This window comes from Iodobacter ciconiae (genome assembly GCF_003952345.1).
Taxonomy (GTDB): Bacteria; Pseudomonadota; Gammaproteobacteria; order Burkholderiales; family Chitinibacteraceae; genus Iodobacter; species Iodobacter ciconiae.
The window spans coordinates 2,710,898-2,725,815 of record NZ_CP034433.1 but is presented as its reverse complement, the minus strand read 5'-3'; the positions used below and the strand labels follow the sequence as shown (position 1 = coordinate 2,725,815).

The following is a 14,918-nucleotide window of genomic DNA, read 5'->3' as shown; positions in this document are numbered from 1 at the left end:
CAAACTTACTTGTCTAAGTATTCGGGTTCAGCCAGAAAATAGCCTTGTAAGAAATCAGCACCGCTTTCTTGAGCTATTGTCAGTTGTGCTGTGTTTTCTATGCCTTCGATCACAACCTGACTATCCAGCCCATGCAGCATTTTTACCTGCTGGCCTAATAGTTGCTGCGCCTTACTGTTGTTATCCGTGGCATGAATGAATGCTTTGTCCAGTTTTGCAATGTCTGGAGATAGGGGCAATAGGCGGTAGAGACTGGCGTGGCTGTAATTATCCAGCGCAATCCGGTCGCCACGCTGACGATAGTTTTGCAGCGCATGGGTAAGGTCTGTTTCATGTGCGTCAGAAATAGCGGATTCAAGTACTTCCAGTACCACATCGGCAGGCCTTAAGCCCTGATCCTGCAAAATGCGCTCGAACGCCTCGCCATGCTGTTTTTTTAACGGCAAGCAGCAGCTCGGGGTGAACATTCAGAAATAATGTTTTGTGTGGCCCCGCCAGGTGGTTCATTAAATGCAGGCTGCGGCACAGGTGATCAAAGGCCACCAGGCATTCGCCATGGCTGGCGTTTTTAAATACATCAGCAGGGGTGATATGGCTTTGCAGCGGATGCTGGCGCGCAGCAGGCCTTCTTTGCCGATGATGGTTTGTGCATTAGCGGTAAAAATGGGTTGGAATACGCTGGTAAGCCCCAGCCCAAGTGCCTTCGGCACGATTTCGCGCTCCTGGGTAGACGCAAACCGGGCACTGGGCCAATCGGCGAGGGTATCTTCGGGCACATGTAAAGTGCCGCTGGGATGGTGGACTGGGACTGGCATGATGTACTCTTTTCTAGTGGTGCTTATGCGTGCTAGGTCTTTGTTAAAAAGTGACTCTTGCAAGCTTTGAATCATCGTAAGAAGGGGGAAGCCCGCCAGATTTATGTCTCAAAAGCGAATAAGCGACGGGTTTCACCCCATGTGCGCTAAGCAAAGTCAAAAGCCTTTTTTATTAGTGCCTTCGGCACGTTGATTTTGGAGCGGTTAGCCACTGCGGGGCCTTCGTTTCTTGCTTCGCCAAGAAACGAAGCCAAAGAAGGCGGCCCCACGAAACACGAAAGCCTCTGCGTTGCGGACAATCGAGTCAGCGGCTGCGGGACTCGCTTCGCTCAGACATCCTCGCCGAAACCCCGCCCCGGTTGTTCCTCGCTCCGGCGTGTTTCAAGGGGATATTAAAAAGTCCTATGCAGAGAGCGTGGCTACTGTGCTTTTCGCAATTGGCTAATAAAAACAAATTTGATAAGCGGGTATGAGGTTTCACCCCCTGACATACCACCCTAGCGTGCTAGCACTTACTTACTCGGCTGATAAATCTGGTCAAACGTGCCGCCGTCGCTGAAGTGGTTTTTTTGCGCTTTGGCCCAGCCGCCGAATACGTCGTCGATATCAAACTGCGTTACTTTCGGGAATTGCTTGGCGTATTTGGCCGCTGTGGCAGGGTCGATCGGGCGGTAGTAGTTTTGCGCGATGATTTCCTGACCTTCTTTGGAATACAGATACTTCAGATATTCCTCGGCTACTTTGCGGGTGCCTTTTTTATCGACCACTTTATCGACCACGGCTACAGGTGGCTCGGCCTTGATCGAGTAGCTCGGGGCGATTATTTCAAATTTATCTTTGCCTACTTCTTTAACCACTAATTCGGCTTCGTTTTCCCAGGCCAGCAAGACGTCGCCAATACCACGCTGGGTAAAGGTGGTGGTGGCACCGCGCGCACCGGTATCCAGTACGGGGACATTTTTGAAGAGTTTTTGCACATAATCGCGGGCTTTATCGTCCGAGCCGTAGGTTTTCTTGGCCCAGCCCCAGGCGGCCAGATAATTCCAGCGCGCACCGCCGCTGGTTTTAGGATTAGGCGTAATGACTTTGACATCGTTTTTGATCAGATCTGCCCAATCTTTAATCCCTTTGGGATTGCCTTTTTTAACGAGGAACACAATGGTCGAGGTATAAGGCGAGGCATTGTCTGGCAGCTTTTTTTGCCATGCAGGATCGAGCAATTTAGCAGGGGTGGCCAGCTCGTCAATATCGTAAGCCAGAGCCAGCGTGACTACATCGGCCTGCAAGCCATCCAGTACCGAGCGAGCTTGCTTGCCCGAGCCACCATGCGATTGGCGCACAGTGACATCATCACCGGTTTTTTTCTTCCAGTAGCTGGCAAAGGCCTTGTTGTAATCCTGATAAAGCTCGCGGGTAGGGTCGTAAGAGACATTCAGGATTTCAACTGAAGCTGCAAAAATGCTGCTGCTGGCAATGCTAAGAATTAAGCTGGTGATGAGTTTCATGAGTGAGCCCCTGTTGGATAAGGCTCAGTCTAATAGGGTATTTTATATATTCAAAAAGAATTAATAGTTGTTTTTATATTCCATTTATACGTGTTTGTATTTATGAGAGGAGTGCATTTACAAAGTTTTCTTTGTTTAGATAACGGGGCTCGCTTAAAAAATAGCCCTGTAGCATATTGGCGCCACTCTCCCGGGCAAGGCGTAGGTGCTCTGCGCTATTAATTCCTTCAATCACAACCTGGCTCCCCATATCGTGCAGGCGATTCACAAACTGGCATAAAAATTTTTGTGCCTGGACGGGGTGTTCCTGGCTGAGTTGATTGATTACCACGCGATCAAGTTTCACTATTTCCGGGCTGAGCGCAAGCAGGCGGCTCAGGTTACTGCTTAGAAAACCATAGTCATCAACAGCAATCTGGTAACCACGTGCACGGTAGTTTTTTATCGCCTGAGCCAGGCGGCTGATTTGCCCCTCTGGGATGGTTGATTCAAATATTTCCAGCACAATATCAGCCGGACTTAAGCCCTGATCTTGCAAAATACGCTCAAAAGCCTCGATATGCTGTATGCCGGAGGACATCAGTAATTCCGGATATACATTTAAAAATAAAGTGCGGCGCTGGTTGGGGCCTGCCAGGTGGTTCATTAGGTGCAGGCTGCGGCAGAGCCGGTCAAATTCAACCAGGCAGCCCCCGCTCTGTGCGCTCTTAAAAACATCTGCTGCCGAAAGTGCTTTGCGACGAATGCTGGCCCTGAGCAGGGCTTCTTCACCGATAATTTGCAGGGTGTGTGTATCAAATACAGCCAGAAAAGCACTGGTTAACTCCAGGCCCAGGGCCTTAACAACAATGCCCCGATCTTTTGTGCTGGCAAATTGCGCCATTGGCCAGTCATTTAATGTGCCCTGAGGAACGCTGATTACCCCATTACGGTGTTTTATTGCAACTAAAGGAGGCATATGGACTCTTTATTAAAAAATAGCTAAGGATGCCCGTAGTATTTCAGGAGTGATTTATTTTTAAATATGAAGCCAATTAAATGGCAATGTCGGTGTTTGATTTACAATGATTACAATAAGAGAGGTTTTGATTTTTAAAAATTAAAATGCAATGTTATTTTTTAAATTAGAAAAAGAAAAAATTAAATAAAATATAGCTTGTGTAGTATTTTTTAGTAATTAAATAGTAGCAGGGATGACTGCTGCCCTTATAATTTGAGAGGTGTAGCAGGAATAAGTTCCATGAAAATATAGTTTTATTTGCATCTTATAAATAAGGGGCTGAGTGAAAATTGAAAGCTTATAAAACGGCCTTAATCGAAAAAAAGGCGCCCTTGCTGGAGCCGACCTTTTTATTGTCAAATACACTTGGGCAACAAGGCATGCTTAGGAGGAGGTTGCAGCAGGCTATTTTTTTAACATCCGGCATTGATACAAATTATTCAAGAGTAAAGCTTGTGGTGCAATATTATATGTTGTGTGCATATTTTGCCCGTTTTTAATGGTAATCCGATTATTAATGGAGAATTAAATGCAAAATATGTTTACAAGAATAGTTTTCTGGGATGTGTTAACAATAACAGGTAAAATATTTGATCGTTTTTTTAGCTTAGCCATTATATAAATTACCAAGCACCTCACCCAACAAATCATCAATGCTTTATGAAATTTAAATGGTCTATTGTGTTGTGCCTGCCGGTAACCGGTTTGTATAAGCCCTGCATTTTTGGATGCAGGGCAGGCAGGCTGGCTAGAAGGCGCCCATAAAATCACGTTTACCAATCTCTACACCATTGTGACGCAGTAGCGCGTAAGTTGTGGTGATGTGGAAGAAAAACTGCGGTAAGCCATAAGAGAGCAGATAAGTCTGGCCATCAAGTTTTTTCTCCTTAGGTGTACCGGGGCGCAGCACAATCTCTAAAGCTTCGCTGCCGTTAATTTGCTCTGCATTTAATCCATTGATCAGGGCCAGTGTTTTAGTGATACGAGCCTGCAGCTCGGCAAAACTTTGCTCATTGTCTTCATACACCGGTACATCAACGCCTGCCAAACGCGCCGGAACACTTTTGGCAAAGTCACAAGCGATCTGCACTTGGCGCACCAGCGGGAACATATCTGGATACAAACGTGTTTGTAGTAGGACAGCCGGGTCAATTTTGCGTGCTTGGGCATGAGCTTCGGCTTTGGACAAAACATCGGACAGAGCAGTGAGTAATTGTTTAAAAACGGGAACGCTGGCGGTGTACATGGAAATGGACATGATGTTCCTTGATCGGGTTGGAGCGGCAGATCCGCAGAACTATAGATGGGGGGGGGACAGGCATTAATCAATAGCAGGTTTTTGATGAGTATCATGCCGGAGAGCAGGTTTAAAACATGGCGGTTTAACCGGGTAGCTTATGAGCTAAATAGAAACTGCTTTAGTAAGCTTTAAAGAGATGGGGTAAATTTTTTCGCCCAGGGCCTGAGTTGATTCACAATTTAGTGCAATTATGAGTTAAACCCCGACAGTGCTTTAAGGAGGGGGTACTTATTAGAATGGGAAGGCTTGTGTTTGTAAATTATTCTGTTCCCTGTAAGGTCAGATGAGAAGATTTGGAAAATACCGGGTACGTTTTTTCATCCTGATGTAGTGGTATATGCAGGGTGCTGATGGCTTGCAGATCGAGTTGAAAAAAGCTAATGATTTCTTCAAGCTGGCTGGCTTTTGAGCTCATTTCTTCTGATGCAGAGGATAGTTCTTCCGAGGATTCGGCATTAAGCTGTGTTGATTTTGCCAGTTGGCTGACAGCAAGATTGATTTGATCCAGGCCCATTGCTTGCTCGTTGCTTGCGGCGCTGATTTCCTGGACCAGGCTTGCTGTTTGGGTGATGGTGGGCAGTATTTGATCGAGCAAATCTCCTGCTCTTTCAGATAGAAGTACGCTGTTGTCGGCGATTTCACCAATTTCCCGTGCCGCAATCTGGCTGCGTTCGGCCAGTTTTCGCACTTCAGAGGCAACCACGGCAAAACCCTTGCCATAGTCTCCCGCACGGGCCGCTTCAATTGCTGCATTGAGTGCCAATAAATTGGTTTGATAAGCGATGTCATCGATAATGTTGATTTTTTTGGCAATCTGATACATGGCTGCGGCAGTCAGCTTGACGGCTTTTGCGCCTTCTATGGCATCTGTGGACGACTTGCTGGCAATACCATCACATATTCTGGAGTTGTCGGCACTTTGCGCCACAATGGAGGTGATCTGCTCTACCGAGGCACTGGTTTCTTCCACACTGGCGGCCTGTTCAGAGGCATTTTTGCTGATGGAGCAGGCTGATGCGGATAGCTCTACCGATGTGGAGGCCAGTGTGCTGGCCACGCTGCTTACCTGCTCTAAAACCTGTGTAAGATTATTGCTCATCTGCTGTACATGAAAGAGCACACTGGATTGATCATTGGGCTGAAGCTTGATAGGGATCGTCATATTTCCGCTTGCAATATGCTGGACGATTTCAGCAGCATAGGCAGGCTCCCCTCCAAGCTTGCTGTAAATGGAGCGTACTATCCAGGTAACGAGCGGAACAATGGTTGCGAGTAAAAGAATGGTGACCGTAATTAGCCAGATTAATGCCTGGCTCACTACGTTGTCGGCTTCTGACTCAAGCCGTTTTTGCTCTGTGTCGGCAAGAAGAACGAGCTCTTGAATCGCAATACGGTGAGTCTGGTAAAGCCGATCCAGCCGCTCTTTTGATTCGTTCATTTCGTTTTGATTGCCCGCTTGCAGCGCTGGCAAAAAGTGGTGGGTTGCTTCTTGATAAAAGGCATGGGCTGGTTTAAAAACGGGTTGAGTGAGCCCCCGCAATAATTGAGAAGGCAGGTTTCGGGTATTCCAGTTTTCCTGCCCCTGGTAAAACGCCTGTTGAGTTTCCTTAAAGCGTTTGATGAGTGATGCCTGATGCGTCGGTGAGCTGCTCAATTGGTTGATGATCAAAAAGGACTCGATAATATATTGGGGCGGCGGCAGGATATCTGCTGTCAAATTATTGATGTCGGTGATGTGTTTATAAAGACGGCCATTAATCATGACTGTTGTGAGTGACTGGTAGGAGTAGCTGGCCAGCAGCAAAATACAAAGCAAAATGGTGCCAAGCAAAATGCTGAGCTGTTGTTTGACAGATATTTTTTTAAGTGACATTTTCATTTAGCCTTAAATATCTAGTGTGGCCTGGATTTTAGTCAGCTTAGCTCTATTAAAGGGTAATGATGGAGAAAATTGCTAAACGGCCTGATTGAATAGTTATTTTCATTATTTGTCAGTTTTAGGTTTGTTGCAGAGCAATATTTTTTGTATTGAAGGCTATCGATGAGGACATGGATCATAAAAAAGGCAGCATCTTTGCCGCCCTGTCTTTAATCTAATAAGCCAGCTCGGCTCTGTTTCTAAATTCTTCCAGCGCTTCCGGATTAGCCAGTGCATCGGTGTTTTTTACCGGCCTGCCATGTATCACATTGCGTACGGCCAGCTCGACGATTTTGCCACTGATAGTGCGGGGAATATCGCTTACCTGAATGATTTTGGCAGGTATATGGCGCGGGGTGGTGTTGCTGCGTATGACCTGGCAGATGCTGTTTTGTAATGCCTCGGTAAGCTTTATGCCTTCACGTAAACGTACAAACAGCACTACGCGCACGTCGTTATCCCAATCCTGGCCGATGGCGATGGATTCTAGAATCTCCGGTAGTTTTTCTACCTGACGATAAATCTCGGCCGTGCCGATGCGCACGCCACCGGGGTTGAGTACGGCGTCAGAGCGGCCATGGATAATAATGCCGCCGTGGATGGTTTCTTCGGCGTAATCGCCTTGCGCCCATATGCCGGGGTATTGGCTGAAGTAAGCGGCTTTAAGCTTTTCACCTGCCGGATCATTCCAGAAGCTGACCGGCATGGCCGTAAAGTGGCGGGTGCAAACCAGCTCGCCTTTTTCGCCTATTACCGGCTGGCCTGCATCATTCCAGACTTCCACTGCCATCCCCAGGCCTTTGCATTGCAGCTCGCCGCTCCAGACCGGTAGCGCAGGGTTGCCAAGGGAAAAGCAGGAAATAATGTCGGTGCCGCCCGAGATAGAAGACAGGCAGAGGTTTTGTTTAATATCGCGGTAAACGTACTCAAAGCTTTCGTGCGAGAGCGGCGAGCCGGTAGAAAGTATCGCTTTCAGCTTGTCCAGACTGTGGGTATTCATCGGCTTGGAATCGGCTTTTTCCAGCGCAGCCAGATATTTGGCGCTGGTGCCAAAGATGCTGATGCCCTCCTGATCAATCAGATCAATCAGCCGGTCGGCCTTGGGGTGAAACGGCGAGCCGTCGTAAAGTACAATGCTCGCGCCAAGGGCCAGGCCAGACACCATCCAGTTCCACATCATCCAGCCGCAGGTGGTGTAGTAGCAAAGTGTGTCGGCGGCGGTGAGGTCGGTGTGCAGCCCCAGCTCTTTTACATGCTGCAGCAAGGTTCCGCCTGCGCCGTGCACGAGACACTTGGGCACGCCCGTGGTGCCGCTGGAATACATGATGTAAAGCGGATGAGCAAAGTCGGTGGGGACGAATTCTGGCTCGCCAGCGGCCTGATAGAAATCATGCCAGAGTGTGACCCTGGCATTGCCCGCCTTAAAGCTGGCCGCTTGCGCCTCTGCATGGGCGTAGGGAACGATAATCAGCTGCTCTACCGAGGGCAGTCTGGCTACAATTTCTTTAATTTTTTCGGCAAGTTGCAGTGTTTTACCTGCATAGCGATAAGCTGCACAGGCAATCAATACCTTGGGCTCGATCTGCCCGAACCGGTCGGTGACGCCCTGCATGCCAAAATCAGGCGAGCAGGAAGACCATATTGCGCCCAGGCTGGCCGTGGCTAGTGCGCCGACGACAGTTTGCCAGGTGTTGGGCATCATGGCCGCTACCCGGTCGCCATAGCCTACACCGGCCTCAATCAGGCTCTTTTGCAAACCGGCTACATGGGCTGCGAGGTCCTGATAGCTCAGTACTTCGCGCGAGCCATCCTCGCCAATAGAAATAAGTGCCGGATAGGCATCACGGCGGCGCAGCAGATGTTCGGCAAAGTTAAGCTTGGTCTGGCTGTACCAACTGGCGCTTGGCATGGCCGAGTTTTCTGTGAGTACTTCGCTGGCAGGCTGACTGAATTTGATCGCAAAGAACTCGACAATCGCCAGCCAGAACGCCACCCGATGCGCCACGCTCCAGGCATGCAGCTGTGTATAGTCGCTCAGCTGCAGCTGATGTGCCTGATTAATATAGCGGCGAAACGCATCCATCTGCGTAGCGGCAACTTGCTCAGGCGAGGGCGTCCAAAGCGCTTTTTGCATGTCGATTCCTTTATGTTGACTTACATAAAACCCAAATCTTGAAACACGGAGTGAAGGAGAACACGGAGGATCACGGAGAAAAGCAAATCCAGGTGAAGGTAAACTTGCAATGTATGCCGCGTTATCTTTAAAGCTGAACGACGGTTTTAAAATATTTAGAGAAGTTCTGATGGTGAAGTAGCAAGGTATAAGGACTTGGTGAAGAAATCGTTTTTCTCCGTGCCATTCTGTGTCCTCTGTGTTTCAAGACTTGGGTTTGCTGGTTTCCGATTTAATCCGGGCTATCTGCCTGATTCTGCGGGTGGGCTGCTATAAAAGCCGGGTGTGCATTGGCGAGTGCTTCAACTCTTAATATCTTTGGGTAAGCATCCAGTGGCACATTAAAGCGGCGGGCGGCGTAGAGCTGGGGGATCAGATAGGCATCGGCCAGGCTGGTTTCGCCAAAGCAATAGCCGCTCTCGCCAATTAATTGTTCAACGGCCACCAGCCCTTGGCTGATCCATTCATTAATCCACGCGGTAATATCGTCTTCCCCGCATTGATGATGTTGGCGCAGATAGTTAAGCACGCTGACGTTATGCAGCGGGTGTACATCGCAAGCGATCAGCGCCGCCAGGCCGCGAACCCTGGCTCGCTCAAATAAATCTTTGGGCAGCAGCGGTGTTTCCGGATAGCGCTCTTCCAGGTACTCGATAATCGCAGGCGACTGGATCATCGCTTTCTGCGCCTGATCCAGTAAAGCAGGCACGCGAGCTTGTGGATTGACGCTGAGATAAGCCGTGTCTTTTTGCTCGCCCTTGAGCAGGTTGACCGGCACGGCTGCATAAGCCAGCCCTTTGAGCGCCAGCACAATCCGTACCCGGTAGGACGAGGTAGAGCGGTAATAGCCGTAGAGTTCCATGCTTAAGCCTTATTTATATTTGTCACAGAGCGGGTGAAACCTGCCGGATTTACTAGGGTCTGTTGACGTTTCAAGCTAAAGTCATGCAATGATGGATGCAAACCCGCAGAATTCAGGTTCCTACACCATTTCCCCTGCAGGTTTGCGATGCCCCGATTAATGCTCAGTAACGAGCTTTGGTCGAAGCTAGAAAAGATTCTGCTTCAACACACCATTTACAACAAGCCTGATTTACGAATTACCGTCGAAGGAATGTTTTACCGCATGCGCGTTGGCTGCCCGTGGCGGGATTTACCCAGCGCCTTTGGTGAATGGAATTCAGTCTATAAACGCTTTAATGCTTGGTCTGTAGCTGGGAAATGGCTCAATATTTTCAAAGCCTTACTGATCGACCCCGATTTTGAATGGGTATTCATTGATGGTAGCTATGCCAAGGCGCATCAACACAGCGCCGGGGCGGCCAGCGATCAATCTGAAGCGATTGGCAAAAGCCGTGCAGGGAACACCAGCAAAATTCATTTGGCGGTAGATGCTTATGGTTTGCCGATTGCCTTCGAAATTACCGGAGGCGAGATTAATGATTGTACTGCCGCCCCAGAGCTGATTGCCCAACTGCCTTCAGCCGAAGTGATCATCGCAGATAAGGGGTACGATAGTGAGTACCTTCGAGGGCTGATTTCTGCGCAGGGTGCGCGATCAGTGATTCCCAGAAAACGTAATTCAATCAAAGGGAATGTGGATCTAGATCGTGGGCTGTATTGCTATCGACATTTGGTCGAGAATGCTTTTGCGCGATTGAAGCATTACCGCGCAGTGGCATTCCGATATGACAAGTTGAAGCGAAATTATGAAAGTGTCATAGCCATGGCGTGCGCATTTTTATGGCTACCGATGTGAAACGTCAACAGACCCTAAGCAAAATACAAAAAGACCTTTTTAGTGCCTGCTGCACGTTGATTTTTGTGCGGGAGTCCCCCACGTGGGCCTTACTTTCTTGCTTCGCCAAGAAAGTAAGCAAAGAAGGCGACCCCACGAAGCACGAAAGCTCCTCATCTGCGGACAATCGAGCGGCGGCTGCGGAACTCGCTTCGCTCAAACAGTCCTCGCCGAAACCCCGCCCGCTTGTTCCTCGTTTCGGCGTGCTTCAAGGGGATTCTTAAGCCCCGTGCCGAGAGAGCGGTCATTGTTTTTATTCGTGGTCTACAAAAGTCAAAAAATTGCTTAGAGCAAATGGCGTTTCATTCTCCTAAACCTTTTTGCCAGTTACTTCGCAGCTAAAATCACACCACGGCATTCGCCGAAGCCGATGCTGGGGTGGCCGTCTTTTTTGCAGCGGGCCAGCATGATGATTTCGTCGCCGTCAGCTAAAAAGCAGCGCTCTTCGCCGGAATCGAGCTTGATCGCTTGCTTGCCGCCATTGCTCAGCTCCAGCAGGCTGCCCAGTGAATCAGACGTCGGGCCGGATAAGGTGCCGGTGCCGAGTAAATCGCCGGAGCGCAAGCTGCAGCCGTTTACGGTGTGATGGGTAATCAGCTGCGCCACGGTCCAGTACATATTCAGTGTGTTGGATAGCCCCAGACGATGCGGTGGCAGGCCCTGGGCTTTTTGTGCTGTGGTGTGTAGCAGTACTTCCAGCTCGATATCAAAAGCGCCATTGGTCTGATCGGCGGCATCATAAAGATAAGGCAGCGGTTGAGGGTCGCCCTCAGGGCGGGCGGGCTGAGCAGTGCGATAAGGCGCAAGCGCTTCGGCCGTGACTACCCAGGGGGATACGGTGGTGGCAAAGTTTTTAGCCAGAAACGGCCCAAGCGGCTGGTATTCCCAGGCTTGCAAATCACGTGCCGACCAATCGTTCAGTAAGCAAAAGCCCGCAATATGCTTGTAGGCATCGGCAATATGGATTGCCTCGCCTTGCTGGTTGTTGCCTGCAATCCAGATTCCCAGCTCCAGCTCGTAATCTAAACGGGCCGATGGGGTGTGCGCTGGAACTTCCTGGCCTGGTTTGAGCGTTTGGCCCATAGGGCGGCGCACGGCAAGGCCGCTTGGATAAATGGTGGAAGAGCGGCCGTGGTAGCCAATCGGCACGTATTTGTAATTAGGCAGCAGTGGATTATCCGGGCGGAATAATTTACCCACATTGATCGCGTGATGAATGCCGGTATAAAAATCGGTGTAATCGCCGATTTTGGCGGGTAAGTGCATTTTGCAAACGCTGGCAGGGCGCAGCAGGGCTTCGCCTTGTGCTTGCAGGTTTTTAAGCTGGGCGTAATCGGTATCAAGCAGCTCTAACAGCCGCTCACGCAGTGCCAGCCTTGCATTGCCTGGCAGGGAGAAAAAAGCATTCAGCGATTTGCCGCTGGCCGCTTGCGCAGCGCTCAGTGCTTCGCCGCTAAATAAGCTGTTCTCAACTGCAGTTTGCAAATCAAAAATAAAATCACCAATCGCCACCCCGCCACGCGGCGGCAAGCCCTCTGGGCTAAAAATCCCGAAAGGCAGGTTTTGCAATGGGAAATCACGGTGATCATTAGCAGAAGTAACCCAGCTGAGGCGATATGTAGTGGAAGTCATGAGAGGCTCCGTTGGGTTTTATATAAAAAGTTCTGCAGACACAGAGATCGGGGAGAACACAGAGCACACAGAGAAAAACCAAGTCCTGCTAAGGTTTTCTCCGTGTGCTGCTTTTTAACCCTGTGTTCTCTGTGTCCGCAGACTTTAGGGTTTTAACTTGGCCTTTCTACGTTCTGAGTTTTAACAGATTTTTGGGGTTCAATTTAAATCTGGTTTTTATTAAATGTTTTGGGCATGTCTGCCCAGCAGTCGTCGTAGTCTGTTTGAAGCTGCTCGCATTCCAGGGCGTATTGTGTTGGACGAATCACGCTGTGGGTTTCAAACATAAACGCCATAGTGTGCTCGATTTTTTGTGGTTTTAGTGTTGCGCTACTGGCATTGATAAAAGTTATGGCATCCGGCCCGTGGGCGCTCATGACGTTATGCAAGGAGCAGCCGCCAGGTACAAAGCCACCGGCCTTGGCATCGTACTCACCACGCACCAGGCCCATAAACTCGTTCATAAGATTACGATGAAACCAAGGTGGGCGGAAGGTGTTTTCAGCTACCATCCAGCGTGGCGGGAAAATCACAAAGTCGCAATTGGCCTGGCCAGTCACGGCCGATGGCGATGTGAGCACGGTAAAGATAGAAGGGTCCGGATGGTCGTAACTCACAGTGCCTATGGTGTTAAAGCGGCGCAGATCATATTTATACGGCACGCTGTTGCCGTGCCAGGCCACCACATTAAAGGGTGAATGGTTCATGGTGGTAGCCCAGAATTCACCTAAGAATTTTTGCACTAACTGTGTCGGCTGATCCACATCTTCGTAGGCCGCAACTGGTATTAAAAAATCTCGCGGATTGGCAAGGCCGTTGCTGCCGATGGGGCCCAGATCGGGAATGCGGAAAGGGGAGCCGTGGTTTTCACAGAGATAACCTCTGGCCGTGTCATCTAATAGCTCCACTTTAAACTTCATACCGCGTGGAATCACCGCTATTTCTTCGGGTTCTATTTCTAAAATACCCAGCTCGGTAACAAGGCGCAGCCGGCCTTGCTCGGGCATGATCAGCATTTCACCATCGGCATTAAAAAATGCGCGCTGCATGGAGCAATTGGTGCGGTAAAGATGGATGGTAATGCCCTGCGGCGCATCGCTATTGGCAGCCATGGTAATCAGGCCGTCGATAAAATCAGTAGCCGCATCAGGAATCGGCAAGGGATTCCAGCGCAGGCGGTTAGGAGTGATGGCCCCTGATTGACAGCCCTGGCGTTGTTTTTCCAAGCGCTCAAATTTGCCGTGCGCGGCAGATGGCAAAATACGATACATCCAGGTACGACGGGCTTCGGCACGTGGCACGGTAAAGGCGCTGGTAGAAAACTGCTCGGGGTATAAGCCATAGGGGGCTTTTTGCGGTGAGTTCTGCCCCTCTGGCAAGGCACCGGCCAATGCCTCGCTGGCAAATTCATTTCCAAACCCTGAAAGGTAGGTCAAAGTAGCGCGTGACATGGCGTATCCTTTTTACGTTATGCGTAATTGGTTTACGCAAAACATAATTTGATTTTAAATACTCGTCAAGTTATAAACGCCCATCGGATTTCAGTGATAAACACAGCATGGCAGAAAATGACAGACGGCAAAGTGTGGGCTCGGCAGAGGTGGCAGCTCAGGTATTAAAAGCGCTGGCCGATCTGGCCCCGGCCACGTCCCTGACCCAGCTGGCGGAGCATTTGCAAATGCCTGCCAGCAAGGTGCATCGCTATTTGCAGGCGTTAATGGCTACTGGCTTTGCCGAGCAAGATTTAGCCAGTAATCATTACGCTCTGGGCCAAGAAGCGCTGCGGGTCGGCCTGATTGCGCTGGGTAAAATGGATGTATTAAAAGTTGCCACGCCTTACCTTTTAAATTTGCGTGATCAGCTGAATGAAACGGTGTTTTTTGCGGTATGGGGAAATAAGGGTGCAACGGTGGTGCAAGTTGAGCAGGCGCTTAGATCCATTAGCCTGATTACCCAGGTGGGATCGGTACTGCCCGCGTTTAAATCGGCTACGGGTTTTGTGTTTAGTGCATATTTACCCGAGCAGGAGCTGAAGCGTTTACTACAGGAGGCGGCGATTACCAAGAGCGGCGCTCAGGAAATCAATATGCTGTTAGCAAAAATTCGCAGCCAGGGCTGGCACAGCATTCAAGGCCTGCTGATCAGCGGCGTTGATGCGATCTCTGCCCCGGTATTTGATGCGCGCAATCAGATTATTGGTGTAGTAACTGTAGTGGGCTCATCTTCATCCACCCTGCAACCCAGCGCAGAAAGCGAGCTGGTACAAAGATTACTGGAAGCCACAAGGGTGATTAGCCGCAGGATGGGGGCGGCTTGAGATGGCCCAAGAGCACCAGTTATTTAGTCTTTTTAGTATTCTTTCTGTTCTTCTGTACCTGCAGATCTTTTCGGCCTCTGATCAGCACCCTAATCATCACCCGACATAAATCGTTAAATCACTATTGATTTGAATATGGCAGGCCAGGCGCACCAGATCAGGCGTATCGGTCACCAGAAGCGGGGAATTAGCGGCCAGCCCCGCATGGCGGATCATCACGTTTCTTTCTTTGCTACCCAGTAAAGTCATGCTGCCGCTAGCTGCATGCTCTAAACGTACTTTACATGCACCACAGGTTCCCTGACCACAACGCCATGCCAGTTGTAATTTTCCATCACTAACTAATGTTCTGACAGCAGAAATAAGCATACTTTCTGCTTGGGCGGTGCATTCCAGATAGCTGGTATCTTGTAAGTTAATG

General features: G+C 49.6%; 14 protein-coding genes. 3 read left to right on the top strand and 11 right to left on the bottom strand.

The genetic code is table 11. The annotated features are described in order from the left end of the window. Positions 1-5 precede the first annotated feature (5 nt). The 4 genes from EJO50_RS11955 to EJO50_RS11940 all read right to left on the bottom strand — a co-directional run bounded on the left by EJO50_RS11955 (position 6) and on the right by EJO50_RS11940 (position 3,278). The gene (locus tag EJO50_RS11955; RefSeq protein WP_164521498.1) at positions 6-446 is read right to left on the bottom strand and encodes an EAL domain-containing protein; all 441 of its coding nucleotides are present in this window, start codon (positions 444-446) and stop codon (positions 6-8) included. 60 nt (positions 447-506) lie between these two features. Next, positions 507-815 (bottom strand): hypothetical protein, encoded by a 309-nt coding sequence (locus tag EJO50_RS11950; RefSeq protein ID WP_125974443.1) that lies wholly within the window; start codon positions 813-815, stop codon positions 507-509. 512 nt (positions 816-1,327) lie between these two features. Then, positions 1,328-2,320 carry a sulfate ABC transporter substrate-binding protein gene (locus EJO50_RS11945; RefSeq protein WP_125974441.1) on the bottom strand — a complete coding sequence of 331 codons (993 nt, stop codon included), beginning with the start codon at positions 2,318-2,320 and terminating at the stop codon, positions 1,328-1,330. 100 nt (positions 2,321-2,420) lie between these two features. After that, entirely contained in the window at positions 2,421-3,278 is an 858-nt protein-coding gene (locus tag EJO50_RS11940; RefSeq protein WP_125974438.1) for an EAL domain-containing protein, read from the bottom strand. Between the two features lie 332 nt (positions 3,279-3,610). On the opposite strand from EJO50_RS11940, the gene EJO50_RS11935 reads away from it, so the two are divergent. Beyond that, complete coding sequence (locus EJO50_RS11935; protein ID WP_125974436.1) at positions 3,611-3,820, top strand: hypothetical protein; 210 nt, start codon at positions 3,611-3,613, stop codon at positions 3,818-3,820. 248 nt (positions 3,821-4,068) lie between these two features. Here EJO50_RS11935 and EJO50_RS11930 read toward each other — a convergent pair whose 3' ends face one another. From EJO50_RS11930 to maiA, 4 genes are all read right to left on the bottom strand, one after another. Further along, on the bottom strand, positions 4,069-4,578 hold the full coding sequence (locus EJO50_RS11930; RefSeq protein ID WP_125974434.1) for a DUF1993 domain-containing protein: 510 nt from the start codon (positions 4,576-4,578) through the stop codon (positions 4,069-4,071). Between the two features lie 301 nt (positions 4,579-4,879). Next, entirely contained in the window at positions 4,880-6,493 is a 1,614-nt protein-coding gene (locus EJO50_RS11925; protein ID WP_125974432.1) for a methyl-accepting chemotaxis protein, read from the bottom strand. Positions 6,494-6,713: 220 nt separating this feature from the next. Continuing rightward, complete coding sequence (locus EJO50_RS11920; protein WP_125974430.1) at positions 6,714-8,672, bottom strand: acetoacetate--CoA ligase; 1,959 nt, start codon at positions 8,670-8,672, stop codon at positions 6,714-6,716. Positions 8,673-8,943: 271 nt separating this feature from the next. Then, positions 8,944-9,573: a maleylacetoacetate isomerase gene (gene maiA / locus EJO50_RS11915; RefSeq protein WP_125974428.1), complete on the bottom strand. Its 630-nt coding sequence runs from the start codon at positions 9,571-9,573 to the stop codon at positions 8,944-8,946. 147 nt (positions 9,574-9,720) lie between these two features. Between maiA and EJO50_RS11910 the strand changes: the two genes are divergently transcribed. Continuing rightward, positions 9,721-10,470, top strand: a complete 750-nt coding sequence (locus EJO50_RS11910) for an IS5 family transposase (protein ID WP_125971449.1) — start codon at positions 9,721-9,723, stop codon at positions 10,468-10,470. Between the two features lie 366 nt (positions 10,471-10,836). On the opposite strand, the gene fahA is transcribed toward EJO50_RS11910, so the two are convergent. Then, positions 10,837-12,141: a fumarylacetoacetase gene (gene fahA / locus EJO50_RS11905; protein WP_125974426.1), complete on the bottom strand. Its 1,305-nt coding sequence runs from the start codon at positions 12,139-12,141 to the stop codon at positions 10,837-10,839. 203 nt (positions 12,142-12,344) lie between these two features. Beyond that, entirely contained in the window at positions 12,345-13,631 is a 1,287-nt protein-coding gene (hmgA, locus tag EJO50_RS11900; RefSeq protein ID WP_125974424.1) for a homogentisate 1,2-dioxygenase, read from the bottom strand. A 107-nt stretch (positions 13,632-13,738) separates the two neighbouring features. On the opposite strand from hmgA, the gene EJO50_RS11895 reads away from it, so the two are divergent. Further along, a complete protein-coding gene (locus EJO50_RS11895; RefSeq protein WP_125974422.1) occupies positions 13,739-14,497 on the top strand; it encodes an IclR family transcriptional regulator in 759 nt (252 codons plus the stop codon). A 96-nt stretch (positions 14,498-14,593) separates the two neighbouring features. Here the strand turns inward: EJO50_RS11895 and EJO50_RS11890 are convergent, their stop codons facing one another. Continuing rightward, positions 14,594-14,866 carry a 2Fe-2S iron-sulfur cluster-binding protein gene (locus EJO50_RS11890; protein WP_164521497.1) on the bottom strand — a complete coding sequence of 91 codons (273 nt, stop codon included), beginning with the start codon at positions 14,864-14,866 and terminating at the stop codon, positions 14,594-14,596. Positions 14,867-14,918 lie beyond the last annotated feature (52 nt).

Bases quoted from the DNA above. Each gene is read 5' to 3' on its own strand.
- fahA (WP_125974426.1), bottom strand. From the start codon at position 12,141: ATGACTTCCACTACATATCGCCTCAGCTGGGTTACTTCTGCTAATGAT.
- EJO50_RS11910 (WP_125971449.1), top strand. From the start codon at position 9,721: ATGCCCCGATTAATGCTCAGTAACGAGCTTTGGTCGAAGCTAGAAAAG.
- EJO50_RS11940 (WP_125974438.1), bottom strand. From the start codon at position 3,278: ATGCCTCCTTTAGTTGCAATAAAACACCGTAATGGGGTAATCAGCGTT.
- EJO50_RS11945 (WP_125974441.1), bottom strand. From the start codon at position 2,320: ATGAAACTCATCACCAGCTTAATTCTTAGCATTGCCAGCAGCAGCATT.
- EJO50_RS11950 (WP_125974443.1), bottom strand. From the start codon at position 815: ATGCCAGTCCCAGTCCACCATCCCAGCGGCACTTTACATGTGCCCGAA.
- EJO50_RS11925 (WP_125974432.1), bottom strand. From the start codon at position 6,493: ATGTCACTTAAAAAAATATCTGTCAAACAACAGCTCAGCATTTTGCTT.
- EJO50_RS11890 (WP_164521497.1), bottom strand. From the start codon at position 14,866: ATGCTTATTTCTGCTGTCAGAACATTAGTTAGTGATGGAAAATTACAA.
- EJO50_RS11930 (WP_125974434.1), bottom strand. From the start codon at position 4,578: ATGTCCATTTCCATGTACACCGCCAGCGTTCCCGTTTTTAAACAATTA.
- hmgA (WP_125974424.1), bottom strand. From the start codon at position 13,631: ATGTCACGCGCTACTTTGACCTACCTTTCAGGGTTTGGAAATGAATTT.
- EJO50_RS11895 (WP_125974422.1), top strand. From the start codon at position 13,739: ATGGCAGAAAATGACAGACGGCAAAGTGTGGGCTCGGCAGAGGTGGCA.
- maiA (WP_125974428.1), bottom strand. From the start codon at position 9,573: ATGGAACTCTACGGCTATTACCGCTCTACCTCGTCCTACCGGGTACGG.
- EJO50_RS11920 (WP_125974430.1), bottom strand. From the start codon at position 8,672: ATGCAAAAAGCGCTTTGGACGCCCTCGCCTGAGCAAGTTGCCGCTACG.